This window comes from Streptomyces sp. JLYT201 (genome assembly GCF_059448825.1).
In genome coordinates this window covers 8,336,348-8,358,124 of record NZ_CM182551.1, presented here as the reverse complement: position 1 = coordinate 8,358,124, position 21,777 = coordinate 8,336,348, and the positions used below count along the sequence as shown (strand labels likewise).

Below are 21,777 nucleotides of genomic sequence, written 5' to 3'. Positions count from 1 at the left end.
GCGGATGGATCACGGCGGGCACGGCATGCACGGCATGGACCATGGGATGAACATGGACCTGCCGCCGTTCACGCTGGCGCGCGGCCTGGAGATCTCGGTCGAGCCCTTCTTCCTCATCAGCTGCCTGGTGGCGCTCGGCCTGTACGGCTGGGGCGTCGTCCGCCTCGTGCGGCGCGGCGACAAGTGGCCCGTCGGGCGCACGGTCTCGTTCGTCGTGGGCGTCCTCACGATCCTGCTCGTGATGTGCACCAAGCTGAACGACTACGGCATGGTCCTGTTCAGCGTGCACATGGTCCAGCACATGATCATCAGCATGCTGTCGCCGATCCTGCTGCTGCTCGGCGCGCCGATCACGCTCGCGCTGCGGGCGCTGCCGGTCGCGGGCCGGGGCCGCAAGGGGCCGCGCGAGCTGCTGCTCATGCTCCTGCACAGCCGGTACGTGCGGATCATCACGCACCCCGCGTTCACCATCCCGATGTTCATCGCGAGCCTGTACGCGCTGTACTTCACGCCGCTGTTCGACACCCTCATGGGCTCCAAGGCCGGGCACATCGGGATGATGGTGCACTTCCTCGCCGTCGGCCTGGTCTTCTTCTGGCCGATCATGGGCATCGACCCGGGCCCGCACCGGCCCGGCCATCTGATGCGGATGCTGGAGCTGTTCGCGGGCATGCCGTTCCACGCGTTCTTCGGCATCGCCCTGATGATGGCGTCCGAGCCCATGATCGAGACGTACAAGAACCCCCCGTCCTCGCTCGGCGTCGAAGCGCTCGCCGATCAGAACGCGGCGGGCGGCATCGCCTGGGCGTTCAGCGAGATCCCCTCGGTGCTCGTCCTCATCGCCCTGCTCTTCCAGTGGTACCGCTCCGACCAGCGCGAAGGCCGGCGCAAGGACCGCGCCGCCGACCGCGACGGGGACAAGGAGCTGGAGGCGTACAACGCCTATCTGGCGTCACTGGCGTCGCGCGGGCGCTAGCGTCCGGACCTCCTCACGGGTGAGGATGGCACCGAGGCCACGGTCTCGGTGCCCCGGATACCGGACGCCCGAGCCGTCTGTCGTGAGGAGGCAGGGCGATGCCGGGTGCTACGAAGACGATGGGCGCGTTCACCATCGGCGGTCTGGTGATGGTGACCGCTTACACGGTGGCCCTCGGCAGCAACGGCTGGCTGTGGTTCGGCTGGGTGGTGCTCGGCCTGATCACGCTGGCGATGGTCTTCTCCCGGCCCACGTGAGGCGGGGGCGGGGCGGCCCTTCACCGGGGCCCGGATCCTTCGGGGGCCTCCAGTACTTCCGGCCCCTTCCGGCGCTTCCGGCGCTTCCGGTCAGAAGCGGAACACGTGCCCCGTGGACGCCTCCATCTCGCACGCGTTGCCGTACGTCTTGTGCCAGGCGACCGGCCGCCCCTGGAACGTGCCGGTCGCGCCGACGGTGACCGGGTCGTACTTCTTGGTGCAGATCCGGTCCTCCCGCGGGAGCTCGCCGAAGTCGCCGCCCGCCCGGTCCAGCTCCGCACACGCCTCCCGGGCGTACGGGTGGTGCCCGGACGGCTCGGGCGCGCAGCGCAGCAGCACCCCGCGGATCCACGTGTTCTGAGCCCCCGACACCGTCAGGAAGACACCGCGCGCGTCGGGCTGCGGCCCGTCGACGGGCGCGGCGGCCGCCGGCCCGGCGACCGTGGCGAGCGCGAGCAGCGCGGCCGGGGTGACGAGGAGCGAACGCATGGGACCTCCGGAGGGGCGGAAGCGGACGCCGCGTCACGGACGAGGACCTCGGGCGTCACGGACGGTGGCGTCAGGGGCGGCTGGGCATCGGCCCATCGCACCGTACGGCGCCGGGCCCGGCCCGGCGGACGACGGCGGGCCGGGCCCAGAGCACCCCCGCCGGGCGGCGCCCGGCCAGCGGCCACGCCACGCACTCCCCCACCCGGCCGCACGACAGAACCCGAACGGACCAGTCCGCCGCGCGATCGAATCGACCCGAACGGGCTCTCGCCTAGGCGCCGCCGATTGACTACTGTGCGTCGGCACCACCCCCGGGGGAAGGCGGCGCCCGCATGTTCTACCTGGTCCTCAAGTACGCGCTGATCGGGCCTCTGCTGCGGCTGATGTTCCGGCCCAGGATCGAGGGGCTCGAACACGTCCCGGAGTCCGGCGCGGCGATCGTCGCCGGGAACCACCTGTCGTTCTCCGACCACTTCCTGATGCCCGCGATCCTCAAGCGGCGCATCACGTTCCTGGCCAAGGCCGAGTACTTCACGGGCCCCGGCGTCAAGGGCCGCCTCACCGCCGCGTTCTTCCGCAGCGCCGGGCAGATCCCGGTGGACCGCTCCGGCAAGGAGGCCGGGCAGGCCGCCATCCGCGAGGGGCTCGGCGTGCTGCGCAAGGGCGAGCTGCTCGGCATCTACCCCGAGGGCACCCGCTCGCACGACGGGCGCCTGTACAAGGGCAAGGTCGGGGTGGCCGCGATGGCCCTCAAGGCACAGGTGCCGGTGATCCCGTGCGCGATGATCGGCACCTTCGAGGCACAGCCGCCCGGCCAGGTCGTGCCGCGCTTCCAGCGCGTGACGATCCGCTTCGGCGAGCCCCTGGAGTTCTCGCGGTACGCGGGCATGGACGGCGAGAAGGCGGTCCTGCGCGCGGTCACCGACGAGATCATGTACGCGATCCTCGGCCTGTCGGGCCAGGAGTACGTCGACAAGTACGCGGCCGACGTGAAGGCGGAGGAGGCCGCGGGTCAGACCGAGGAGAGCGGGCGGCCCGCGCCGCGGCGCAGGCTTCCGAGGCTGCCGCTGAGCTGAGCGCGGCCCCGAGCGCTCGTCTGCCGACCGCGAAAAGGCCTGGGGGCCGCGCTCGCGGGCCCCGTACGGTCCCGTCATGGGACACGCGGTGGTACTGGGAGCGACGGGGCAGATCGGGCGCGCGGCGGTGCGGGCGCTCGCCGCGGACGGCTGGGCGGTGACGGCGGCCTCGCTCGGCGGCGGGCGCGACGACGGCTGGCCGGACGGGGTGCGCGTGACGCGCCTTGACCGCGCGGACGACACCGCGGTCACGCGCCTCGTGGGCGACGGCTGCGACGTCCTCGTCGACATCGTCGCGCACGGCGCGGAGCACGCCCGGCAGCTGGCCGCGGTGCGGGACCGCGTCGACTCGGCCGTGGTGATCTCCAGCGGCGCGGTGTACGAGGACGAGCGGGGCCGCAGCTTCGACACGCAGGACGAGCCGGACGGCTTCCCCCGCTACCCGGTGCCGATCCCGGAGACCCAGCGGACGGTCGGGCCGGGCGAGGCCACGTACGGCACCCGCAAGGTCCGCCTCGAACAGGAGCTGCTCGCGCTCGGCGACGCGCTGCCGACGACGCTGCTGCGCGCGGGCGCGGTCCACGGCCCGCACTGCCGGGCGCCGCGCGAGCTGTACTTCGTCAAACGGGTCCTGGACGGGCGGCGCGTGCGCGTCCTCAGCCACGGCGGCACCGGCCTGTTCCATCCGGTGAGCGTGCTGAACCTGGCGGAACTGGTGCGCCTCGCGGCGGCGCGGCCCGGCTCCCGCGTCCTGAACGCGGGCGACCCCGACACCCCGACGGTGGCCGGGATCGGCGCGGCGATCGACGCGGTCATGGGCTTCGAGAGCGAGACGGTGCTCATCGAGGGCGAGGCACCCGGCAAGGGCGTGGGCCTGACGCCGTGGACCACGGCGCATCCGGTGGTGTACGACATGACGGCCGCGCGGCGGGCGCTGGGCTACACGGCGGTGACGACGTACGCCGACTCGCTGCCGGACACGGTCGCCTGGCTGACGGACCGGCTCGCGGGGAGGGACTGGCGCACGGCCTTCCCGGTCCTGGCGCGCGCCTACGATCCGGTGATCGACCTCTTCGACTACGCGGCGGAGGACGCCTGGCTGACGGCTCGGGCGGCCTGAGCGGCCAGGGCAACCTGAACGGCCTGAGCGGCCAGCCGGAACGCGGTCGGGAGACCGCCCGGCCAAGGCCGAGGGCGATCTCCCGACAGCAGACATCACCTACAGGTCGCGCAGGTGTCGTACAGGCGTCACGGCTTGGGCGTGGCGTGCGGGGTGCACGTCACGTCGCGGCTGTCGACCTTGCCGGTGAGCAGGTAGGTGTCGACCCGCTCGTTCAGGCACGGGTTCTCCAGGTTGGTGATGCCGTGCGAACCGGCGTCCTTCTCGGTGATCAGACGCGAGCCCTTGAGGCGCTTGTGCAGCTCCACGCCGCCCTCGTAGGGGGTGGCGGCGTCACGCGTGGACTGGGCGATCAGCGTGGTGGGCAGACCCTTGCCGCTCTTGACCTCGATCGGCTGGTGCTGCTTGCTGGGCCAGGTGGCGCACGGCAGGTTCATCCAGGCGTTCGCCCAGGTCATGAACGGGTGGTCCTTGTGCAGGCGAGTGTTGTCCCGGTCCCACTTCTTCCAGCTGGTGGGCCACTTGGCGTCGGCGCACTCGACGGCGGTGTAGACCGCGTTGCTGTTCTCCGAGGCCTTGTTGCCCGCGATGTCGGACAGGTCGGGGCTGGCGGCCTTGATGAGCGGCTGCCGGTCACCGGCGACGAACTTGCTCCAGTTGGTGGCGATCGAGACCCACGTGGAGTCGTAGTACGGGGCGCTCTGGAAGTACGAGGTCAGCTCGGCGGGGCCGACGACGCCGTCGAACGGCGCCTTCTTCGCGGCGGCGCGCAGGTCGGTCCACTGCGCGGCGACCTTCTTCTGCGTGTCACCGAGGTGGAAGACGGAGTCGTACTTGGCGACCCACGTCATCCAGTCCTTGAGACGCGTCTCGAAGGCGACGTCCTGGTCGAGGTTGGCCTGGTACCAGATCTTCTCGCGCGAGGGGTTCACGACGGAGTCGAAGACCATGCGGCGCGCGTGCGAGGGGAAGAGCGTCGCGTACACGGCGCCCAGGTACGTACCGTAGGACACGCCCAGGTAGTTCAGCTTCTTCTCGCCGAGCGCGGCGCGGATGACGTCGAGGTCACGCGCGGTGTTCGGGGTGGTCATGTGCGGCAGCATCCAGCCGCTGCGCTCCTTGCAGCCGTCCGCGTACTCGGCGGCGAGCTTGCGCTGGGCGCGCTTGTCGGCCGCGGAGTCGGGCACCGGGTCGAGCTTGGGCGCCTTGACGAACTCCTGCGGGTCGACACACGAGATCGGCGTCGAGTGGCCGACACCGCGCGGGTCGAAGCCGACGAAGTCGTAGGCCTTCGAGGTCTTCTCCCACAGCTTGCTCTTGTTCACGACGCGCAGCGGGAAGCGCATGCCGGAGCCGCCGGGGCCACCGGGGTTGTAGACGAGCGCGCCCTGGCGCTCCTCCTTGCTCCCCGTGCTGCCTATGCGGTCGACGGCCAGCTTGATCTGCTTGCCGTAGGGCTTGGCGTAGTCGAGCGGAACGCTGACCCAGCCGCACTGCACGGGCTTGGGGAAGCCCCAGTCCTCGGGACAGTCCTTCCAGTCGACGCCCTTCTTCGCCGCCCGCGCGGCGGCGACGGCGGCGCCCCGGGCCTCACGGTCCTTGGCGTAAGCGGCCTTGCCGCCGGCGGCGTCGGCACTGGCGGCAGGCGCACCGAGCGCCCCCGCGATCAGCGTCGCCGCAACGAGAGCACCCGCGGATCCGAACGTCATCGCTCGTCTGCTCCGCGCGGTCATCGGGGTACGTGTCAAGTGGGGCCTCCCGCACATCGTTTCGGTCATTCCCTCGGTACGGGGATACTTCCGTCTGCGGGGGTGGTCAGGACAGGTGTGGTTGTTGTTCTTTACCAATCCGATAAACGGACCGGCCAGTACGGTGAACGGTTCATGCACTTCAGCAGGCGGATGCCGGGGCTCCGCTTGGCTCAGAGGGCTGGTCCGGGAGCTACGGCACCGGGGCGGGCCACCTTTCGGGGTCTCGCCGACCGCCCTCCTCGCCGTCCGAATGTGTCGCCCATGACCTCCGCGCCCTCGGCGCCGGCCGGCCGCGCGTCCTCACCGAACTCCGCACGAGCTCCGCCTTCACCGCACCAGCAGCAGCACCAGCGCAAACCAAGATGGTGGAGCTCCAGTGAAGTTCCGGTTGGACCCCGGTCAGTCGATGCCTTCGACGATGCGGAAGTCGCGTTCGACGCCGTCGGAGAGGGCGGCCAGTGCCTCCTGGTAGGCCGCACTCTCGTACGCCGCGACGGCCTGCTCGAAGCTGTCGAACTCGACCAGGACGGTGCGTTCGGCGATTCCGGCGTCATGAGCGACGACCCGACCGCCACGCACGAGGGTCCGGCCGCCTCCGGGTCCGACGGCCAGCGGGGCCAGCTCGTTGTAGGCAGCCAGTTTCTCAGGGTCTGAAATGGTGCGGTAGACGCTGACCCAGTAGCCCTTGGGCATGGAACCTCCAGTGTGCGGATGAGTGCGTCTGACTTGCGGGTCGGTCGCGGAGGAGCGCCGACGGGCGAGAGCGAGGCTTGTCGGCGTCGTGATCGCCATGGCGCCGATGCCGGTGCCCGGTCGACGTCGGCGGGGCGGGGCGGGGTGAGCGGTTCGATGCGTGGTGTCTCGGCGCCTCCCGCTTCGGTTTTCGCATCACTATGATGCTTCGAGAACCGAAGCGCAAGGAGTGAGCATGGAAGCCAGAGCGCCGCGTCCGGGTGTGCCGGTGCGGGGATCGGAATCGGGTCGGCCAGTGATGGCCGCATTCGACCTGCTCGGACGGCGTTGGACGTTGCGGATCCTGTGGGAGCTGAGTCAGGCCCCGGCCGGCTTCCGTGAACTGCAGCGCCGATGCGAGCACATGTCCTCCAGCGTGCTCAGCAGCCGCATCGAGGAGCTGTCCGACGCCCGCCTGCTCGCCCCGGACGGCGATGGCTACCGCCTCACCCAGCTCGGCCGGGAACTCATCGAGGCGCTGAGCCCGCTGACCGTCTGGAGTCGACGCTGGGCCCAGGAACTGGGGCCCGCGACGGCAGAAGGACTGGAATGATCACCGCGTGGCTGGTCCGAGCACGGCAGTGGTGCCGTCCTGGCCCGTTCCCTTCAGCGGGCTGAGCCCGCGCCGGTTCGGCAAGTCGGTGACTTCGGTGCGGCGTTCAGGGAGCCGACGCTGCCTGCCGGGCTCGGCCGGGGAGCCGACCGCTGGAGGACCGAGTACTGAGGCTGCCAGGCCTGAGGGATCCTCGGCTTCCGCTCCGATCAAGTCGTTGACCAGGCACACCGATGCCGCGCCACGGCGTACACGGCGTCAATCTGCTCAGGGCTCAATACTCCGGAAAGCGGGCCGAGTGCGGACACCTCCCGCTCGCGGTACACGCGTACGGCGAGCTGAGTGGGGGCCTTTTCGAGACGTGTCACACCGACGAACACGAGCACTGGCTCCACCCGCACGGGAAAGCCGACGTAGCGTTCCAGTACCGCCTGCACCCTGCCTGCCTCGGCTTTGCTCTTGCGGCCATAGGGCTGGGGCTTCCCATGGTTGACGCGCGTCATCTCGTCACCGACCCAAACGGCCTTGCCGAAGTGACGCTTGGTATTGATGCAGAAGATCCCGCCGGGGCCGATCAGGAGATGGTCGATGTCCACCTTTCGGGGCAGCTCTATCGAGTGCAGGACGTGCCAGCCATGGTGTGTGAGTCTCTGCAACTCGGCACCCACACGGACTTCTCCAGCCAACCCCTTGCGGTAGGAGTCCAGTTCGGACGGCCGCCGCAACAACCAGTCGATCCATCGCTGGAGCAGCGTAGGCCCCTCTGCTTGAAGCTTCGCGCGCAGGGATTCACCGGGACGGTTCAACGCGAGGTCATCGGCCGGCGTCAGGGGAGGCAACTTCGGTACGGGGGGCGCCTCTTGCCGAGGGGGGCGAGGCTGCGGAGGTGCGGGAGCCGCGGGCTTGGCGCCGCGAGTGAGACAGGCCCGTAAGAGCCGCAGAGCCTCGCGCCGATAAGGTTCCTGAAGGATCGTGACTTTGCCCGTGCTCCGGTCGGCCCACGCGACAGCCGTGCCGTCGGACAGGTTCACATACAGCCGATCTTGCCCGTATCGCTTCCACGCGACGACCTTCAGCTCACCCATGCTCGCCCCCCGGTTACGACTCCGACCCCCATAGCCATGGCAACAGGGGGCCGTCGCCCTCACAAGAAGGCGGACCGGTCACACCGAAGCCCGACGCGGTCACACAGATGCGGCACGAACACACCGAGCCTCAGTCACCTGCGTTCCGACAGCAGTGAGGGGATCAGGTCACCGGAGTCCGTTCCGGGGTGGAGGGTCGGCGTGGGGGTGTGGGGTCCAGGTGGGTCACCACCGTGGCGTAGAAGCGGTGTACCGCGTCGTCGACGCTGCGGATGAAGCCGGACTCGGCGTTGCCGCGGCTGCTGCCCATGCCCTTGAAGAGGGAGAGGCGGAAGCCGGTGATGTGTGCGCCGTCCTTGGGCAGCAGGTCGGCCGGTTCGGGGCGCAGGCGCTCCAGGGTGCCCCGGGGCCCGCCCGCCTCTTCCTCGACCAGGGTTTCGATGTGGAGGTCGGCGGGGGCCTCGGCGAGGCGCCTTACGAGCCGTTTCGCCCAGGTCAGGGGGTAGCCCTGGTCCGGTGCGGGAATCTCGACGCAGGTGCGCAGCCTGCCGGTGCGCAGGTCGGCGATGACCGTGAGGAGGCCGGGCGTGCCCTCGATGCGGACCTCCGCGTGCAGCCTGCCTTCGAGGCACAGCTGGTCCGCGAGGCGGGCCCGGCGGGTTCCGGGGTCGATGCCGCGCTTCGACCGCTGGACGGGCAGCACCTTCTGGCCGAGCTCGCCGCCGAGCCTCAGGCACACCTGACGGATGAGCCGTTCCCAGCTCTCCACCACTTCGAGGGCGCGGGCGTCTCCGTGGCACAGGGTCTCGTCGTCGATTCCGTTGCGTACGGGAACCCAGGCGGAGCCCATGTTCTGGAAGCCGTGGCAGCCCGAGCTCTCGTGCTGGAGGTAGTGCAGCAGTTCCTGGAGCAGCCAGGCGTGCGCCGCGTTGCCCACGCCCTCGTGCCGGATCAACAGCTGTGCCTGGTGGACGACTTCGGCCCAGGACAGGTGCCAGAGCGCCACCTTGTGTTTGCGCCGCCCGTCGATCCTGACGTCGACGAGGGGGCTGCCCTCCAGCGCGACGTCGTTCGACAGGGCGATGACGGCCTCGTAGCCCCGGCGCGTGGCGATGTCCATGTACGCCTGCACCTGTTCGGCCCTGAGGGCGTTCCCGTTGGTCTTCGTCTCCACCAGCGCGGTCCACAGCTTGCCGGCCCGCTCGACGCGGATCACTCCGTCGGGGCGCCGCGGAGCGTCGCCGTGGGGCAGCGAGACCTCGGCGAACGTCTCCATGCGGCCCGCCGGTGCCCCGAACCCGGCCGTGAGCCTCCTGCCGAACTCCGGAACCTGCGCCATCACCGAGAGGAGCACGGACGTGGCCCGCGCCTCGCGGTCCCGGTCGCTCTTGAGCACGGAGACCGGGAAGAGCCTGGCCGACCTCCAGGACTCGTTCTCCGCCAGGGACTTCTTGGCCGCTCTGGGCAGGGTGACCTTCTTCTTGGCGGTACGAGGACGCGGCGCGGGCTTCCTCGGCTCCCCCTCGCCCTCGGGCCGCCGGGGAGCCGGTACGGCCGCCAGCACCTGGGGCGGTGCGCCGACGACCGCCGGGGCCGCGGGGGCGACGGCCGACTCCACGCAACGCGCCGCCGCGTCCTGCGGCTGTCCGTCGGCCTCGTCGGCCGCGTCGTCATCGATGTCGACGCCGAAGTCCGTTGCCAGGCCCGCCAGTCCGGCCGCGTACCCGTCCCCGACGGCCCGGAGCTTCCACGCGCCGCCGCGGCGGTAGAGCTCGCCGAAGATGAACGCGCTCACCGCTCCCGCCTCGTCGATCCCGAAGCGGACCAGGTCCTCGCCGGAGGCGTCGGACAGCGTCAGCCGGAGATCGCCCAGTTCCCCGAAGTGGGCCCCGTCGTACCGGCTCGCCGCCACCACGATGCGGTCGATCTCGTCGGGCACCGCGGTCAGGTCGAAGCCGATCCGGTCCTTGTTGCCGCTCCCGCTGGGGGACTTGCCCAGGAGCTGGACGCTTCCGTCGGCGGCCACCGGGTTGTTGTAGAAGTAGAAGTCCGCGTCGCTGCGCACCTTGCCGTTGGCGTCGAGGAGCAGCACGGAGACGTCGGCGTCGCCCTCACCCGTCGAGCTGGTCCATTCCAGACTCACCATCACGGAGCCGACGTTCTCGCTCAGGGCCGCCAACCCCACGTTGGCACCCTTGGTCAACTCGTACATGCCCCCGCCCCCTCTTGCGCACGCCGAACGCGCGTCGCCCGCCCCCATCGCCCGACGGACGACCCGATGTGATGTGCGACACATTTGCCGCACGGCAGGACTCTAGTACTCGGCGGGCGTGGTCCGCGGCGGTCTGCCGGAAACAGCGGAAGGGGGTGCGACTGTGGTGAAGGTGCTGTTCCGAGGGGCCCCGGCCCAGGGCCTTAGCCCCACCGTTCCAGCGCCCCGTCCAGGATCCGGCGCAAGCGCAGCGCGTCCGGGGCGACGGCCGTGACGAGGGCCGCGGGGCCCGGGAGGGGGGTGAGGGCCGCGTGGTCGTCCAGGACGGTGGCGGGGGGCGGAGAGGCCTGGAACTCGGGGCGCACCAGGAGGAGTTGGCCGACCGCCCGGTGGCCGTCCAGGACCGCCGGGCCGTTCCAGCCGGGCGGGGCGGTGGGGCCGCAGGTCAGTTGCTGGTCGAGGAGGGGGCGGCCCGCGTGGCGGACGGTGAGGCGGGTGCGGAGGAGGCCGGGGGGTTCCGCGGTGCGGCCCAGGGCCTGTTCCTCGCGGAGTACCAGGCGGCCGCCCTCGGCGACGTCCACGCGGGTGGTGACCCGCAGGTCACTGTCCCGTACGGAGATCAGCTGCTCGGGGAGCCAGCGCAGCTCCGCGTCCTCGGCGACACAGAGGCGCACGTCGTAGTGCGCCTCGCGCTGGTCCTGGCCCGGCAGGGCCATCGTGGCCGCAGCGGAGCCGATGTGCAGGCGCGCGCCCCGCTCGGCCGTCGCCTCGACGGTGAGGTGGTCGCCGCCCAGCGGACCGCTCATCGCGCCGACCAGCAGGACCCGGGCGGCAGCGCCCGCCGGGCCCGCGGCGCGGACGCGGCGCAGCGCCAGCGGGCCCTCGCCCTCCAGGACGGGCAGGGCGGTGCCGCCGCGGCCGTCGGGCCGGGCGGTCACGCGGGCGGTGGCCCTGACTCCCGCGGAGCCGAGGGCCCGCGCCACCGGTGTGCTCGTCACGCGTCGGCCGCGACCCAGGCCGCGTACTGCGCGCGCACCCAGTCGGACACCGCCGTCACGCCCTCGGCCGAGCGCAGCGACTGGAAGACCACCGGCAGTTCGGCGCGCTGCGCCTTGGCGTCCGCGGCCATGCGGGCCAGGTCCGAGCCGACGTACGGGGCGAGGTCCGTCTTGTTCACCACGAGCAGGTCGGCCGTCGTCACGCCGGGGCCGCCCTTGCGCGGGATGTCGTCCCCTCCGGCCACGTCGATCACGAAGATCTGGGCGTCCACGAGGCCGCGCGAGAAGGTCGCCGTCAGATTGTCGCCGCCGGACTCCACGAGGATCAGGTCCAGCGGGCCCACCTCGTCCTCCAGGTCCTCCACGGCCTCCAGGTTCGCGGAGATGTCGTCCCTGATCGCGGTGTGCGGGCAGGCGCCCGTCTCCACGGCGGCGATCCGCTCCGGCGGCAGCACCGCTTCCTTGAGCAGGAACTCGGCGTCCTCGCGGGTGTAGATGTCGTTGGTGAGGACGGCGAGGGACAGCTCCTCGCGCAGCGTGCGGCACAGGGCCGCCACCGTGGCCGTCTTGCCCGAGCCGACCGGGCCGCCCAGGCCTATGCGCAGGGCCCGGCGGCGGCCGTCGGGACGGTGCGCGTCCGCGCTCACGGCCGAGGCTTCGTCGTGGCTGTGGTCCAAGTGCATGGTTCTCCTCGGGAGCGTTCGGTGGGGTTACGGGTTTTCAGGGGACGCGCGCCGGGCAGGGGGCCTGCCCCTACCGAGGGCTCCGCGGCGGGACGGGCTTGCGCGCTCGGAGCGGCCGCCCGCGCCCCCGGGCCCTACGACGCGAACAGCCGTACCGGCCACGCCGCATGCGCCTCGCCCCCGATCTCAAGGAGCGGCGCCGACGCCGCCGGGAGCGCGTCGAGGCCCTCGTCGCGTACGTGCCCGGCCGCCGCCACCGCCTCCTCCACCACCTGGTCCACGTCGTCCCCGAGCCGCGCCAGTGCGGCCGTGGCGTCGAAGGGATCGAGGCTCAGCAGGCGTACGACCGCCGTGGCGGGCCCGCTGATGGACTCGTAGGCGGAGCAGTACGCCGCGTCGGCGGCCCCGAGCCCGGCCGCCCGTGCCGCGGCACCGAGGACGACCGGCTGGTGGGCGCCCTTGGGGAAGGCCCGGGCCAGCGCGTCGAGCTCGGGCGCGGGCCAGGTGGCACGGGCCGCGCGCAGCAGCTGGCGGCCCAGCTTGCGCGCGGCGGTCCGCAGGGCCAGGGACGGGGTGCGCGCGTCGGCGGCCGCGTCGAGGGCGGTGAGCTCCGCGACGCCGAGCGCGGCGGCCGCCGCCAGGGCGGCGGACACCAGGCCGGTGGTGTGCAGCCGCCCCCGGCAGAAGGCCTCCAGGCTCGGCGCCCCGGTGATCCGTCCGGCCTTGACGGCCGCCTCGGCGCCGCCGGAGTGCGCGTGGCCCCCGGCGGGGAAGCGGCCGTCGGCCAGGATCAGGAGTGCTGCTCGTGACATGTTGACGACAACCAGGATCTGAGGGTCGGAGGGGCGGAGGGGGGCGCGGTCAGAAGAGGAAGTAGCGCTGGGCCATGGGGAGTTCGGCCGCCGGTGCGGGCTCCACCAGTTCGCCGTCGATCGTGACCGCGAAGCTGTCGGGCGCCACCTCCACCCGGGGCAGGGCGTCGTTCTCCCGCATGTCCGCCTTCGTGCGCCCCCGGGTCGAGCGGATGGCCACGAAGCGCCGGTCGAGGCCGAGGCGCTCGGGCAGGTCGTCGTCGAGGGCCGACTGGGTCACGAAGTTGAAGGAGTTGAGCGCGGGCGCCCGGCCGCGGGCGCCGAACATCGGGCGCGGAAGGACCGGCTGCGGCGTGGGGATCGAGGCGTTGGCGTCGCCCATCTGCGCGTATGCGATCTGCCCGCCCTTGAGGACCACCTGCGGCTTGACGCCGAAGAACGCGGGTTCCCACAGGACCAGGTCGGCCAGCTTGCCGCTCTCCACCGAGCCGACCTCGTGCTCGATGCCCTGGGCGATGGCCGCGTTGATCGTGTACTTGGCGACGTAGCGGCGGGCCCGGTGGTTGTCGGCGCGGGTGTCGCCGGGCAGGGCGCCCCGGCGGCGCTTCATCACGTGCGCCGTCTGCCAGGTGCGCAGGACGACCTCGCCGATCCGGCCCATCGCCTGGGAGTCCGAGGACATGATCGAGATCGCGCCCAGGTCGTGGAGGACGTCCTCGGCGGCGATGGTGGTGGGGCGGATGCGGGACTCGGCGAAGGCCAGGTCCTCCGGGACCGCCGGGTTGAGGTGGTGACAGACCATCAGCATGTCGAGGTGCTCCTCGACGGTGTTGACGGTGTGCGGGCGGGTCGGATTGGTCGAGCTGGGCAGCATGTTCGGCAGCGAGACCGCCGTGATCATGTCGGGGGCGTGGCCGCCGCCCGCGCCCTCGACGTGGAAGGCGTGCATCGTGCGGCCGCCGACCGCGGCGAAGGTGGCGTCGACGAAGCCCGCCTCGTTCAGGGTGTCGGTGTGGACGGCGAGCTGGGCGCCCGTGTCCTCGCAGACGTTCAGGCAGGCGTCGATGACGGCGGGGGTGGCGCCCCAGTCCTCGTGGATCTTGAAGCTGACGGCGCCCGCGCGCAGCTGCGCGTGCATCGAGGCGGCGTTGGTCGTGTTGCCCTTGCCCAGGAAGCCGATGTTGACGGGGCTGTTCTCCATCGCGGCGAACATCCGCGCCAGATGCCAGGCGCCGGGCGTGATCGTCGTGGCCTTGCTGCCCTCGGCGGGGCCCGTGCCGCCGCCGATGAGCGTGGTGACGCCGGAGGCCAGGGCCTCGTCGACGATGGTCGGCGAGATGAAGTGGATGTGCGTGTCGATGCCGCCCGCGGTGAGGATCTTGCCGTTGCCCGCGAGGATCTCGGTCTCGGGGCCGATGACGAGCTCGGGGTGCACCCCGTCCATGGTGTCCGGGTTGCCCGCCTTGCCGATGCCCGTGATGCGGCCGTCGCGGATGCCGACGTCGGCCTTGACGACGCCCCAGTGGTCGATGATGAGCGCGCCGGTGATGACGGTGTCGGGCGCGCCCTCGGCCCGGGTCGTGCGGGCCTGGCCCATCGACTCGCGGATGACCTTGCCGCCGCCGAACACGGCCTCGTCGCCGGAGCGTCCGGGGCCGCCCGAGCGGTCCTCCTCGATCTCCACGAGCAGGTCGGTGTCGGCGAGCCGGACGCGGTCGCCGGTGGTGGGGCCGAACAGGTCCGCGTAAGCGGCTCGGGACAGCTCAGGCACGGGTCGCTCCGTTCGCTTCGCCGCCCGGGCCGGGGGCGTCGGGCACGTCGAGGGCGCCCCGGGTCTCCCCGCGCAGTCCGGGGACGACGCGGGCGCCGGCCAGGGGGACGAGCTCCACGTCCACCGGGATGCCGGGCTCGAAGCGCACGGCGGTGCCCGCGGCGATGTTGAGCCGCTTGCCGCGCGCGGCGGCGCGGTCGAAGTCCAGACCGGGGTTGGCCTCGGCGAAGTGGTAGTGGGAGCCGACCTGGACGGGCCGGTCGGCGGCGTTCAGGACGGTCATCCGGGTCGTCTCGCGGCCCTCGTTGAAGGGGACGGGCTCCTCGGCGAAGAGGATCTCCCCGGGCATCGGCCCACGGCCCGATCCGGTCACGGCGTTCATGCGGTGCGCACTCCCGTCACACGATCGGGTCATGGACGGTGACGAGCTTGGTGCCGTCCGGGAAGGTCGCCTCGACCTGGACGTCGTGGATCATCTCGGGGATGCCCTCCATGACGTCGTCCCGCGTGAGCACCCTGCGCCCCGACGCCATCAGATCAGCGACGCTGCGGCCGTCCCTCGCGCCCTCCAGGACGTGTGACGTGATGAGGGCGATCGCCTCGGGGTGGTTGAGCCTGAGGCCGCGCGCCCTGCGCTTCTCGGCCACGTCGGCGGCCACATGGATGAGCAGTCTCTCCTGCTCGTGCGGGGTCAGTTGCACGTCCCACCTCACAGTCCTCGCCCCGGACCGTGCGGGGTCCGGCTGCCGCGGCCACCGCGACGGGCATAGATGTAACACGCAGCGACTCGCGTGCCGGTGTCCACTTTCGCTTACGGAATCCCCAGGTGGCGTGGCAGGGCAGGCTAGTTGGGCGGAGTTTCAGCGAGGTTAACCAGCCTTTGACTGAGCCATGACCATCAGCGGGGCTCCGCCATACACATCAGGCCACGCAGGGCGTGTTGCGAGGGCGGGCAGGGCCTGGCGCGCGGCGGCCGCACCGGTCGGCCGGGCGGGCCGCTAGGTCATCCGGGGCCCGTGGTGCTCGGCGGCGATGCCGAAGCGCTGCCGCTCCCCGGGGGCGGACGCCGTGCCGCCGATCGACGACACCGAGGTGATCACCTGCTCCTGCGCGGGCTCCTCCGCCTCTTCGAGGCGTCGCAGGTCGTCCGCGGACACGAGGGCCACGAGGGGCTTGCCGTGCCGCGTAACGACGACGCGCTCACCGCCGTACACGACGCGGTTGATCAGGTCGGCGAGCTCCGCCCGGGCTTGCGTCACCGGAATCTCGTAGGCCATGCCCCCATCATAACGTCACGTACGTCCTGTACATTTTTTACAGAAGGCCGCCGCACCGGGCGGCGGCCCCGTGCTGCCAGGAGGCGTGCCATGCGCGGACCGTCCGCCCGTTCCGTCCTGCCGGAGTTCACCGAGCGCACCAGTTCGGGCCTGCGCACCTGGGATCCGTACTCCAAGCTCCTGGACGAGCGGATCGTCTTCCTCGGCACACCGGTCGACGACGTCTCGGCGAACGACGTGATGGCCCAGGTCCTCTATCTGGAGCACGCGGCGCCGGACCGGGACATCTCGCTGTACATCAACTCCCCCGGCGGCGACTTCAGCGCGACGACCGCGATCTACGACACGCTGCGGTACGCCTCCTGCGAGGTGGAGACGGTCTGCCTCGGACAGGTCGCGTCCGCCGCCGCGGTGCTGCTCGCCGCGGGCACGCCCGGCAAGCGGGCAATCCTGCCCGGGGCCCGGGTGCTGCTCCAGCAGCCCGCCCTCCCCGAGCCGGTGCGCGGCCAGCCGACCGACCTGCGGATCCGCGCGGAGGAGCTGCGGCGCACCCGCGCGCTCCTGGAGGAGATGCTCGCCCGTCACACCGGGCGCACGCCCGAGCAGATCTCGGCGGACATCGAGCGGGACACGGTGCTCGACGCCGAAGCCGCCGTCGCCTACGGTCTGGTGGACCGGGTCGTCGCGAGCCGCAAGGCCGTGGGCCCGGACGCGGAGTGAGGCGCAGGTGCTTCCGGAACTGCCGCCGCTGCCCGCGCTGACCCGCGCGGAGGGCGAGGTGGTCGACGCCTATCTGGCGGTCCTCGACCTCCTCGGCCGGATCAACCCGGCCCGCGCCGAACACACGTACGGCGGGCTGCGGGCCGCGCAGGCGCTGGTCGCCCGGGCGACCGACCTGCGGGACGCGCTGGCGCTCATGCATCAGCGCGGGGAGAGCGAGGTGCACGCGCCGACGCTCGCGCGGGCGCTGCGCGTCCTGGACGGCGAGCGGCGCGCCGCGCGCGTGGCGGTGCCGCCACCCACGGAGCCGTGACGGAGGTCAAGGGGACGCCGACGGCACGAGGGTCCGTCATGATTCAGTCCGATTCACCCCCCACGACCGGCCGTCTCGTGCCACACTTCCAGCCAGCCCCCATTCCGTTTTCGGCCTGGCCGCCCCGTGCGCCGGTGACATCTGACACCGTGGAACGCGCCCCGGACCCAGCGCGCCTGCGCCATCCGCCCGTTGCCGGTGTGCGCCGATGTCGGGCCGAGTCCGGGGTTGCCCCGGAGATGACCAGAGATGATCGCCCCTTCTGCGTAATCGGCGCTCGTCCCGGCGGCCCCCCGAAGATGCGCAACTCCCTTACGCCGCACCCGGATTCGGGCGTTCCGGCGCTGATGGGGCAATCATCTCCGAGTGTGACCTAGACCCCATTCGGGCGCTGTCCACCGGAACGGGTCAGGCGTGAGGAGCCTCACATACCACCGATCCGGCTCGGTTTTTTCGCCCCTCTCGGGTGAAGATCCCTTCCGACGACAAGCCCCCGCCACAGGCGGCGGGGCGATCCGGGCGGACGCCGAGTCCTGCCGCCGCCCGGATGCCCGGTCGACATCTGTGCACCGGCAGGAGTGGAGGACCCAGCAAGGCGGGCCGTCCGGCTAGTCCGGAAGGTCCTTGGGGTGAAGTCGCATCGCGCGGCCGGGCATCTTCGCCTGCCCGAACCCGACAGGTCATCCTTCACAGGCGGCTGACGAAGGGTTGCGCATGACTGCGCTGCATCGTGTTCCGTCGCTGCTGACGAGGGCCAGTACGGCTTCGGCTCTCACACTCGCCGCCGTGGGCGGCACCATCGTGGCCCCCGGGCTCACCGGAGACGCACAAGCGGCCACCTCGCACGGGACGAAGGCGCTCAAGGTCGCGGCGTCCAAGAAGGGCTCCCCGTACAGCTACGGCGCGATCGGGCCGAACCGTTTCGACTGCTCGGGCCTGACGCTCTACTCGTACAAGCGCGTCGGCAAGAAGCTGCCGCGCACCGCACAGCAGCAGTACAACAAGACCCGCAAGGTGTCCTCCGCCAACCGCACCCGGGGGGACCTGGTCTTCTTCCACTCCGGCCGGAGCGTCTACCACGTCGGCATATACGCCGGTAAGGGCAAGATCTGGCACGCCCCGAAGCGGGGCACCGTGGTGCGGCTCGAGAAGATCTGGACCAACCAGGTCTGGTACGGCCGGGTCCGCTGACCCGCCGGCGGGCGGCGGCCCACCCAGGGCCCGCGCCGCCGCCCGCTCCGGGCGCCACCAGCGCCTTTCGCCGCCGTCCGGTCAGGTCCCGGACGGCGGCACCATCCCGAGGACGCGCCGGACCACCGCTCGCGCAGACGTCACCCGCCCGGCCCCGTCGTCGGGGCGGGAGTGGAGCGGCTCCGCGCGGATACTCGTGGACCATGGCCGACCATCACCCCCGTGCCGCGGGCGTCTCCAGACCGGACGCCGCCCGGCACACGCGCAACGAGACGCCGCTGGAGCGGGCCGACCGCAACTTCTCCGAGCTCCTCCAGGAGCTGCGGGTCACCCAGACCGGTGTGCAGATCCTCTTCGCGTTCCTGCTCACCCTCGCCTTCACCCCGCGCTTCCCCTCACTCGACTCCGTGCAGCGCGCCACGTACGTCGTCACGCTGCTCCTGGCCGTGCTCGCCGCCGCGCTGTTCACGGCGCCCGCCGCGCTGCACCGCACCCTGTTCGCGCGGGGCGCCAAGCCGCTGATCGTGCGGGTGTCCTCACGGCTCGCGGCCGCCGGCCTCGCGGTGCTCGTGCTCGCCCTGACCGGATCCGTCCTGCTCGTCGTCGACGTGGCCGTGGGCCGCGCGGACGGGGTGCTCGCGGCCGCGGGCACGTTCCTGGTGTGCGGCGGACTGTGGGGCGTGCTGCCCCGCCTGGTCGGCCGCGCGAACGGGAGGCCCTGACCCCGCGCCCGGGTCAGTTCTGCACCGGCACCGACCACGGCAGGGTGATCCACACCGTCTTGCCGCCCTCCGCCGTGGGGCGGACCGTGAGTCTGCCGCCGCACTCGGCGGTGAGCCAACGGACGATGACCATGCCCCTGCCGTTGTCCTGCTGGACGGCGGCGGGCAGCCGCTTGGGGAAGCGGGGATGACTGTCCGTGACGCCGATGCGCAGCCGCTCGTCGCGGTCGAGCCGGACGTCCACGGTGAAGGTGGGCGAGAGGCCGAGGGTGTGCTGCACCGCGTTCGTGGCGAGCTCCGAGACGATGAGCCGCACCGTGTCGGCCACGTCGGCGTCCGCCGGGAGGCCCCACTCGGTGAGGACGTCCGCGACGTACGTGCGGGCGGTGGAGACCGAGACGGGGTCGCTCGGCAGGGTGACTGATGCTTCCTGGTGGTCTGCCATGACGGCGCCGTCCCTTTCCCACCGGGACCGCACTTCCGACGCGTGGCGGAAGTACTCGAGGATCGTCCCGGAGCTGGTGCTTCGCGCCAGATTGCCACTCTCTCGCGGGCCGCGCCCGCCGATCCACCGAGATGTGCATATATCTGTCGCTCGAAGCGGTGAACTCTGCGACGGCAGACCGTATTTGGGCGCAACACTGGCAGTTCCCCTACTGTCCCCTACCGTTGGCGCGGTCCTCCGGAAGGACCCAGAAGGAGACAGCCATGCAGTACGGTCCCGCGGTGCGCCGTCGCAAGCTCGGTGCGGAATTGCGGGCGTTGCGCGCCGAGGCCGGGCTCACCAGCGGCGAGGCCGCCGCCCTCGTCGGCTGGCACCAGTCGAAGGTGAGCCGGATCGAGACGGGCCGCAGCGGCGTGAAGGCCACCGACGTACGACTCCTCCTGGAAGCGTACGGGGTTCAGGACCCGCATCTGCGGGAGCTGCTCGTCGCCCTCGCGGGCGGCGGCGACGAGCACGGGCGCCACCACTGGTGGCACGCCTACCGAGGGCTCCTGCCGCCCGCGTACCGGGACTTCATCAGCCTGGAGTCGCAGGCCTGCCGGGTGCGCACGCTGGAGACGACGGTGGTTCCCGGCCTGCTCCAGACGCCCGAGTACGCCCGCGCGGTGACACGTGCCGCGCTCGGCGGGCGGCCCGAGGAAGAGGTCGAGGCCCTCGTGCAGGTGCGCCTCGCCCGCCAGGACGTGCTGCGCAGCGAGCCGCCGCTCAGGCTGAGCGTGGTCCTGGACGAGGCGGTGCTGCGGCGGCAGGTGGGCGGCCCCGAGGTGCTTTCCGGACAATTGCGTCGGTTACTGGACGCGGCTCGGCTGCCTCAAGTGCGGCTCCAAGTGCTCCCGTTCGCCTCCGGCGAGCACATCGGACTGATCGGCCCTTTCGTTATTCTCTCCTTTCCGAACATTTCTGATCTGGATGTGGTTGTTCTCGACCACTTGACGAGTAGCCTCTACCTCGAACGGAAAGAAGACCTTCAGGCGTACACCGACGCCTTCAACTCGCTTCGCGGACAGGCGCTTTCCGTTCAGGATTCAATGGATTTCATCGCCGAGTTAGGTGACGGCGCGTAAGGAGGCACCATGACTGCACTGCCTCGGTACGTTCCCTCCAGCACGTCTCTCAGGGGCGCGCGGTGGCGGCGCAGCAGCCGCAGCAACGGAATGAACAACTGTGTGGAGACGGCCCCGCTCGGCACAGGCCCCCTGACGGGCCTGCTCGCCGTGCGCGACTCGAAGAACGCGGCTGGCCCGGCCGTGCTCTTCTCCCCCGCGGCCTGGGAGGTCTTCGTCGACGCCCTTCGATGAAGGCTCACGGCCCTTAGGTGAGGCCCGAGTGAGTGCGCCGGACCCTGGACCCAGGTCGTAGGTGCCAGATCTCAGGTGTCAGGGTGCGGTGCGGCTGATCACCCCGACGACCTCGGCGACCTGTGCGTCGCTCAGGTCCGCACGGGCGGTCAGCCGCAACCGCGAGACGCCGTCGGGGACCGACGGCGGACGGAAGCATCCCACGGCGAGCCCGGCGGCACGGCAGTCGGCCGCCCAGCGGACCGCCGCCCCGGGTGACGGGGCGCGCACGGAGACGACGGCGGCGTCCGGACGGACCGCCGAGAACCCCTCCCCCACAAGCAGTTCGTGCAGCCGGCCCGCCACCGCACGCGCGCGTGCGGCACGCTCGGGCTCGCGGCGCAGCAGCCGCAGCGCGGCGAGCGCCGCCCCGGCGGCGGCGGGCGCGAGGCCCGTGTCGAAGATGAACGTACGGGCGGTGTTGACCAGGTGGTCGATGACCCGTGCCGGGCCGAGCACGGCGCCGCCCTGGCTGCCCAGGGACTTCGAGAGCGTGACGGTGACCACCGTGTCGGGCGCGCCCGCGAGCCCGACGGCGTGCGGGGCGCCCCGGCCGCCGTCGCCGAGGACGCCGAGCCCGTGGGCGTCGTCGACGACGAGGCCCGCGCCGAACGCGCGGCAGGCGGCGGCCAGTTCGGCTAGGGGCGCGGCGTCGCCGTCCACCGAGAACACCGAGTCCGTCACGGCGATGGCGGGGCCCTCGTGGGTGCCGAGCGCCTTGCGCGCCGCCTCGGGGTCCGCGTGCGGCACGACCTGGGTGGTGCCGCGGGCGAGGCGGCAGCCGTCGATCAGGGAGGCGTGGTTGCCCGCGTCCGAGACGATCAGCGAGCCGTACGGGGCCAGGGCGGTGACGGCCGCGAGGTTCGCCGCGTAGCCGGAGGACAGCACGAGGGCGGCCTCGAAGCCGCAGAACGCGGCCAGCTCCCGCTCCAGGTCCGCGTGCAGTGCGGTGGAGCCCGTGACCAGGCGCGAGCCGGTCGCGCCGCCGCCCCAGCGGTGGGCGGCGGCGGCCGCGGCCGCGGTGACCTCCGGGTGGCGGGTGAGGCCGAGGTAGTCGTTGCCCGCGAGGTCGAGCAGGGTGGTTTCGGCCGGGCGCGGGCGCAGGCGGCGGACGAGCCCGGCGCGTTCGCGCGCCCGCGCCTGCTCGTCGATCCAGTCGAACGGCGCGCTCGTCATGAGGCCTCCAGGTCGTCGTCC

25 protein-coding genes and 1 riboswitch are annotated in these 21,777 nt (G+C 71.9%); of the genes, 11 read left to right on the top strand and 14 right to left on the bottom strand.

The genetic code is table 11. From position 1 onward, the window contains the following. Window positions 1–4 precede the first annotated feature (4 nt). Both AC5WAM_RS35685 and AC5WAM_RS35680 read left to right on the top strand, forming a co-directional pair. Window positions 5–976, top strand: coding sequence for a cytochrome c oxidase assembly protein (locus AC5WAM_RS35685; RefSeq protein WP_366793600.1), 972 nt, complete (start codon window positions 5–7; stop codon window positions 974–976). Window positions 977–1,074: 98 nt separating this feature from the next. Beyond that, window positions 1,075–1,233: a hypothetical protein gene (locus AC5WAM_RS35680; RefSeq protein ID WP_138958287.1), complete on the top strand. Its 159-nt coding sequence runs from the start codon at window positions 1,075–1,077 to the stop codon at window positions 1,231–1,233. A gap of 90 nt (window positions 1,234–1,323) precedes the next feature. On the opposite strand, the gene AC5WAM_RS35675 is transcribed toward AC5WAM_RS35680, so the two are convergent. Further along, the gene (locus AC5WAM_RS35675; protein WP_495520032.1) at window positions 1,324–1,722 is read right to left on the bottom strand and encodes a subtilase-type protease inhibitor; all 399 of its coding nucleotides are present in this window, start codon (window positions 1,720–1,722) and stop codon (window positions 1,324–1,326) included. Window positions 1,723–2,054: 332 nt separating this feature from the next. Here AC5WAM_RS35675 and AC5WAM_RS35670 point away from each other — a divergent pair, with 332 nt between their 5' ends. Both AC5WAM_RS35670 and AC5WAM_RS35665 read left to right on the top strand, forming a co-directional pair. Beyond that, window positions 2,055–2,798 (top strand): lysophospholipid acyltransferase family protein, encoded by a 744-nt coding sequence (locus AC5WAM_RS35670; RefSeq protein ID WP_366793603.1) that lies wholly within the window; start codon window positions 2,055–2,057, stop codon window positions 2,796–2,798. A gap of 76 nt (window positions 2,799–2,874) precedes the next feature. Then, window positions 2,875–3,918 carry an NAD-dependent epimerase/dehydratase family protein gene (locus AC5WAM_RS35665; RefSeq protein ID WP_495520031.1) on the top strand — a complete coding sequence of 348 codons (1,044 nt, stop codon included), beginning with the start codon at window positions 2,875–2,877 and terminating at the stop codon, window positions 3,916–3,918. A 128-nt stretch (window positions 3,919–4,046) separates the two neighbouring features. Here the strand turns inward: AC5WAM_RS35665 and AC5WAM_RS35660 are convergent, their stop codons facing one another. Together AC5WAM_RS35660 and AC5WAM_RS35655 are read right to left on the bottom strand one after the other, a co-directional pair. After that, entirely contained in the window at window positions 4,047–5,651 is a 1,605-nt protein-coding gene (locus AC5WAM_RS35660) for an alpha/beta hydrolase (protein ID WP_366793681.1), read from the bottom strand. A 417-nt stretch (window positions 5,652–6,068) separates the two neighbouring features. Next, window positions 6,069–6,362, bottom strand: a complete 294-nt coding sequence (locus AC5WAM_RS35655; RefSeq protein WP_495520030.1) for a DUF1330 domain-containing protein — start codon at window positions 6,360–6,362, stop codon at window positions 6,069–6,071. Between the two features lie 235 nt (window positions 6,363–6,597). On the opposite strand from AC5WAM_RS35655, the gene AC5WAM_RS35650 reads away from it, so the two are divergent. After that, a complete protein-coding gene (locus AC5WAM_RS35650) occupies window positions 6,598–6,954 on the top strand; it encodes a winged helix-turn-helix transcriptional regulator (RefSeq protein ID WP_495520029.1) in 357 nt (118 codons plus the stop codon). A 209-nt stretch (window positions 6,955–7,163) separates the two neighbouring features. On the opposite strand, the gene AC5WAM_RS35645 is transcribed toward AC5WAM_RS35650, so the two are convergent. The 9 genes from AC5WAM_RS35645 to AC5WAM_RS35605 all read right to left on the bottom strand — a co-directional run bounded on the left by AC5WAM_RS35645 (window position 7,164) and on the right by AC5WAM_RS35605 (window position 15,792). Next, on the bottom strand, window positions 7,164–8,039 hold the full coding sequence (locus AC5WAM_RS35645) for a nuclease-related domain-containing protein (protein ID WP_495520028.1): 876 nt from the start codon (window positions 8,037–8,039) through the stop codon (window positions 7,164–7,166). A gap of 163 nt (window positions 8,040–8,202) precedes the next feature. After that, window positions 8,203–10,251 carry a TerD family protein gene (locus AC5WAM_RS35640; protein ID WP_495520027.1) on the bottom strand — a complete coding sequence of 683 codons (2,049 nt, stop codon included), beginning with the start codon at window positions 10,249–10,251 and terminating at the stop codon, window positions 8,203–8,205. Window positions 10,252–10,454: 203 nt separating this feature from the next. Further along, window positions 10,455–11,249 carry an urease accessory protein UreD gene (locus AC5WAM_RS35635; protein ID WP_495520026.1) on the bottom strand — a complete coding sequence of 265 codons (795 nt, stop codon included), beginning with the start codon at window positions 11,247–11,249 and terminating at the stop codon, window positions 10,455–10,457. Further along, a complete protein-coding gene (gene ureG / locus AC5WAM_RS35630) occupies window positions 11,246–11,932 on the bottom strand; it encodes an urease accessory protein UreG (protein ID WP_366793617.1) in 687 nt (228 codons plus the stop codon). The genes AC5WAM_RS35635 and ureG overlap by 4 nt, the downstream gene beginning before the upstream one ends. Window positions 11,933–12,066: 134 nt before the next feature. Beyond that, window positions 12,067–12,744 (bottom strand): urease accessory protein UreF, encoded by a 678-nt coding sequence (locus AC5WAM_RS35625; protein ID WP_495520025.1) that lies wholly within the window; start codon window positions 12,742–12,744, stop codon window positions 12,067–12,069. 49 nt (window positions 12,745–12,793) lie between these two features. Beyond that, on the bottom strand, window positions 12,794–14,515 hold the full coding sequence (locus AC5WAM_RS35620) for an urease subunit alpha (protein ID WP_495520024.1): 1,722 nt from the start codon (window positions 14,513–14,515) through the stop codon (window positions 12,794–12,796). Then, entirely contained in the window at window positions 14,508–14,864 is a 357-nt protein-coding gene (locus AC5WAM_RS35615; protein ID WP_495523715.1) for an urease subunit beta, read from the bottom strand. The genes AC5WAM_RS35620 and AC5WAM_RS35615 overlap by 8 nt, the downstream gene beginning before the upstream one ends. A 49-nt stretch (window positions 14,865–14,913) precedes the next feature. Continuing rightward, on the bottom strand, window positions 14,914–15,216 hold the full coding sequence (locus AC5WAM_RS35610; protein WP_138958316.1) for an urease subunit gamma: 303 nt from the start codon (window positions 15,214–15,216) through the stop codon (window positions 14,914–14,916). 297 nt (window positions 15,217–15,513) lie between these two features. Continuing rightward, window positions 15,514–15,792 carry a type II toxin-antitoxin system Phd/YefM family antitoxin gene (locus tag AC5WAM_RS35605; protein WP_366793624.1) on the bottom strand — a complete coding sequence of 93 codons (279 nt, stop codon included), beginning with the start codon at window positions 15,790–15,792 and terminating at the stop codon, window positions 15,514–15,516. 90 nt (window positions 15,793–15,882) lie between these two features. Here AC5WAM_RS35605 and AC5WAM_RS35600 point away from each other — a divergent pair, with 90 nt between their 5' ends. The 4 genes from AC5WAM_RS35600 (at window position 15,883) to AC5WAM_RS35585 (ending at window position 18,738) form a co-directional block, all read left to right on the top strand. Further along, window positions 15,883–16,512 (top strand): ATP-dependent Clp protease proteolytic subunit, encoded by a 630-nt coding sequence (locus AC5WAM_RS35600; protein WP_495520023.1) that lies wholly within the window; start codon window positions 15,883–15,885, stop codon window positions 16,510–16,512. A 7-nt stretch (window positions 16,513–16,519) separates the two neighbouring features. Then, entirely contained in the window at window positions 16,520–16,825 is a 306-nt protein-coding gene (locus AC5WAM_RS35595) for a hypothetical protein (protein WP_495520022.1), read from the top strand. A 557-nt stretch (window positions 16,826–17,382) separates the two neighbouring features. Then, a riboswitch (cyclic di-AMP (ydaO/yuaA leader) is annotated at window positions 17,383–17,536 on the top strand. Between the two features lie 3 nt (window positions 17,537–17,539). Then, on the top strand, window positions 17,540–18,016 hold the full coding sequence (locus tag AC5WAM_RS35590) for a C40 family peptidase (RefSeq protein WP_366793629.1): 477 nt from the start codon (window positions 17,540–17,542) through the stop codon (window positions 18,014–18,016). 203 nt (window positions 18,017–18,219) lie between these two features. Further along, window positions 18,220–18,738: a DUF6328 family protein gene (locus AC5WAM_RS35585; RefSeq protein ID WP_495520021.1), complete on the top strand. Its 519-nt coding sequence runs from the start codon at window positions 18,220–18,222 to the stop codon at window positions 18,736–18,738. A 13-nt stretch (window positions 18,739–18,751) separates the two neighbouring features. Here the strand turns inward: AC5WAM_RS35585 and AC5WAM_RS35580 are convergent, their stop codons facing one another. Next, window positions 18,752–19,183 (bottom strand): ATP-binding protein, encoded by a 432-nt coding sequence (locus AC5WAM_RS35580; protein ID WP_495520020.1) that lies wholly within the window; start codon window positions 19,181–19,183, stop codon window positions 18,752–18,754. A 263-nt stretch (window positions 19,184–19,446) separates the two neighbouring features. Between AC5WAM_RS35580 and AC5WAM_RS35575 the strand changes: the two genes are divergently transcribed. Continuing rightward, the gene (locus AC5WAM_RS35575; protein ID WP_366793634.1) at window positions 19,447–20,307 is read left to right on the top strand and encodes a helix-turn-helix domain-containing protein; all 861 of its coding nucleotides are present in this window, start codon (window positions 19,447–19,449) and stop codon (window positions 20,305–20,307) included. A 9-nt stretch (window positions 20,308–20,316) separates the two neighbouring features. Then, a complete protein-coding gene (locus AC5WAM_RS35570) occupies window positions 20,317–20,541 on the top strand; it encodes a DUF397 domain-containing protein (RefSeq protein WP_495520019.1) in 225 nt (74 codons plus the stop codon). 78 nt (window positions 20,542–20,619) lie between these two features. Here AC5WAM_RS35570 and AC5WAM_RS35565 read toward each other — a convergent pair whose 3' ends face one another. Next, window positions 20,620–21,756: an 8-amino-7-oxononanoate synthase gene (locus tag AC5WAM_RS35565; RefSeq protein WP_495520018.1), complete on the bottom strand. Its 1,137-nt coding sequence runs from the start codon at window positions 21,754–21,756 to the stop codon at window positions 20,620–20,622. Between the last annotated feature and the right edge of the window lie 21 nt (window positions 21,757–21,777).

Bases quoted from the DNA above. Each gene is read 5' to 3' on its own strand.
- AC5WAM_RS35685 (WP_366793600.1), top strand. From the start codon at position 5: ATGGATCACGGCGGGCACGGCATGCACGGCATGGACCATGGGATGAAC.
- AC5WAM_RS35680 (WP_138958287.1), top strand. From the start codon at position 1,075: ATGCCGGGTGCTACGAAGACGATGGGCGCGTTCACCATCGGCGGTCTG.
- AC5WAM_RS35675 (WP_495520032.1), bottom strand. From the start codon at position 1,722: ATGCGTTCGCTCCTCGTCACCCCGGCCGCGCTGCTCGCGCTCGCCACG.
- AC5WAM_RS35670 (WP_366793603.1), top strand. From the start codon at position 2,055: ATGTTCTACCTGGTCCTCAAGTACGCGCTGATCGGGCCTCTGCTGCGG.
- AC5WAM_RS35665 (WP_495520031.1), top strand. From the start codon at position 2,875: ATGGGACACGCGGTGGTACTGGGAGCGACGGGGCAGATCGGGCGCGCG.
- AC5WAM_RS35660 (WP_366793681.1), bottom strand. From the start codon at position 5,651: ATGACCGCGCGGAGCAGACGAGCGATGACGTTCGGATCCGCGGGTGCT.
- AC5WAM_RS35655 (WP_495520030.1), bottom strand. From the start codon at position 6,362: ATGCCCAAGGGCTACTGGGTCAGCGTCTACCGCACCATTTCAGACCCT.
- AC5WAM_RS35650 (WP_495520029.1), top strand. From the start codon at position 6,598: ATGGAAGCCAGAGCGCCGCGTCCGGGTGTGCCGGTGCGGGGATCGGAA.
- AC5WAM_RS35645 (WP_495520028.1), bottom strand. From the start codon at position 8,039: ATGGGTGAGCTGAAGGTCGTCGCGTGGAAGCGATACGGGCAAGATCGG.
- AC5WAM_RS35640 (WP_495520027.1), bottom strand. From the start codon at position 10,251: ATGTACGAGTTGACCAAGGGTGCCAACGTGGGGTTGGCGGCCCTGAGC.
- ureG (WP_366793617.1), bottom strand. From the start codon at position 11,932: ATGCACTTGGACCACAGCCACGACGAAGCCTCGGCCGTGAGCGCGGAC.
- AC5WAM_RS35625 (WP_495520025.1), bottom strand. From the start codon at position 12,744: ATGTCACGAGCAGCACTCCTGATCCTGGCCGACGGCCGCTTCCCCGCC.
- AC5WAM_RS35615 (WP_495523715.1), bottom strand. From the start codon at position 14,864: ATGCCCGGGGAGATCCTCTTCGCCGAGGAGCCCGTCCCCTTCAACGAG.
- AC5WAM_RS35605 (WP_366793624.1), bottom strand. From the start codon at position 15,792: ATGGCCTACGAGATTCCGGTGACGCAAGCCCGGGCGGAGCTCGCCGAC.
- AC5WAM_RS35600 (WP_495520023.1), top strand. From the start codon at position 15,883: ATGCGCGGACCGTCCGCCCGTTCCGTCCTGCCGGAGTTCACCGAGCGC.
- AC5WAM_RS35590 (WP_366793629.1), top strand. From the start codon at position 17,540: ATGACTGCGCTGCATCGTGTTCCGTCGCTGCTGACGAGGGCCAGTACG.
- AC5WAM_RS35585 (WP_495520021.1), top strand. From the start codon at position 18,220: ATGGCCGACCATCACCCCCGTGCCGCGGGCGTCTCCAGACCGGACGCC.
- AC5WAM_RS35580 (WP_495520020.1), bottom strand. From the start codon at position 19,183: ATGGCAGACCACCAGGAAGCATCAGTCACCCTGCCGAGCGACCCCGTC.
- AC5WAM_RS35575 (WP_366793634.1), top strand. From the start codon at position 19,447: ATGCAGTACGGTCCCGCGGTGCGCCGTCGCAAGCTCGGTGCGGAATTG.
- AC5WAM_RS35570 (WP_495520019.1), top strand. From the start codon at position 20,317: ATGACTGCACTGCCTCGGTACGTTCCCTCCAGCACGTCTCTCAGGGGC.
- AC5WAM_RS35565 (WP_495520018.1), bottom strand. From the start codon at position 21,756: ATGACGAGCGCGCCGTTCGACTGGATCGACGAGCAGGCGCGGGCGCGC.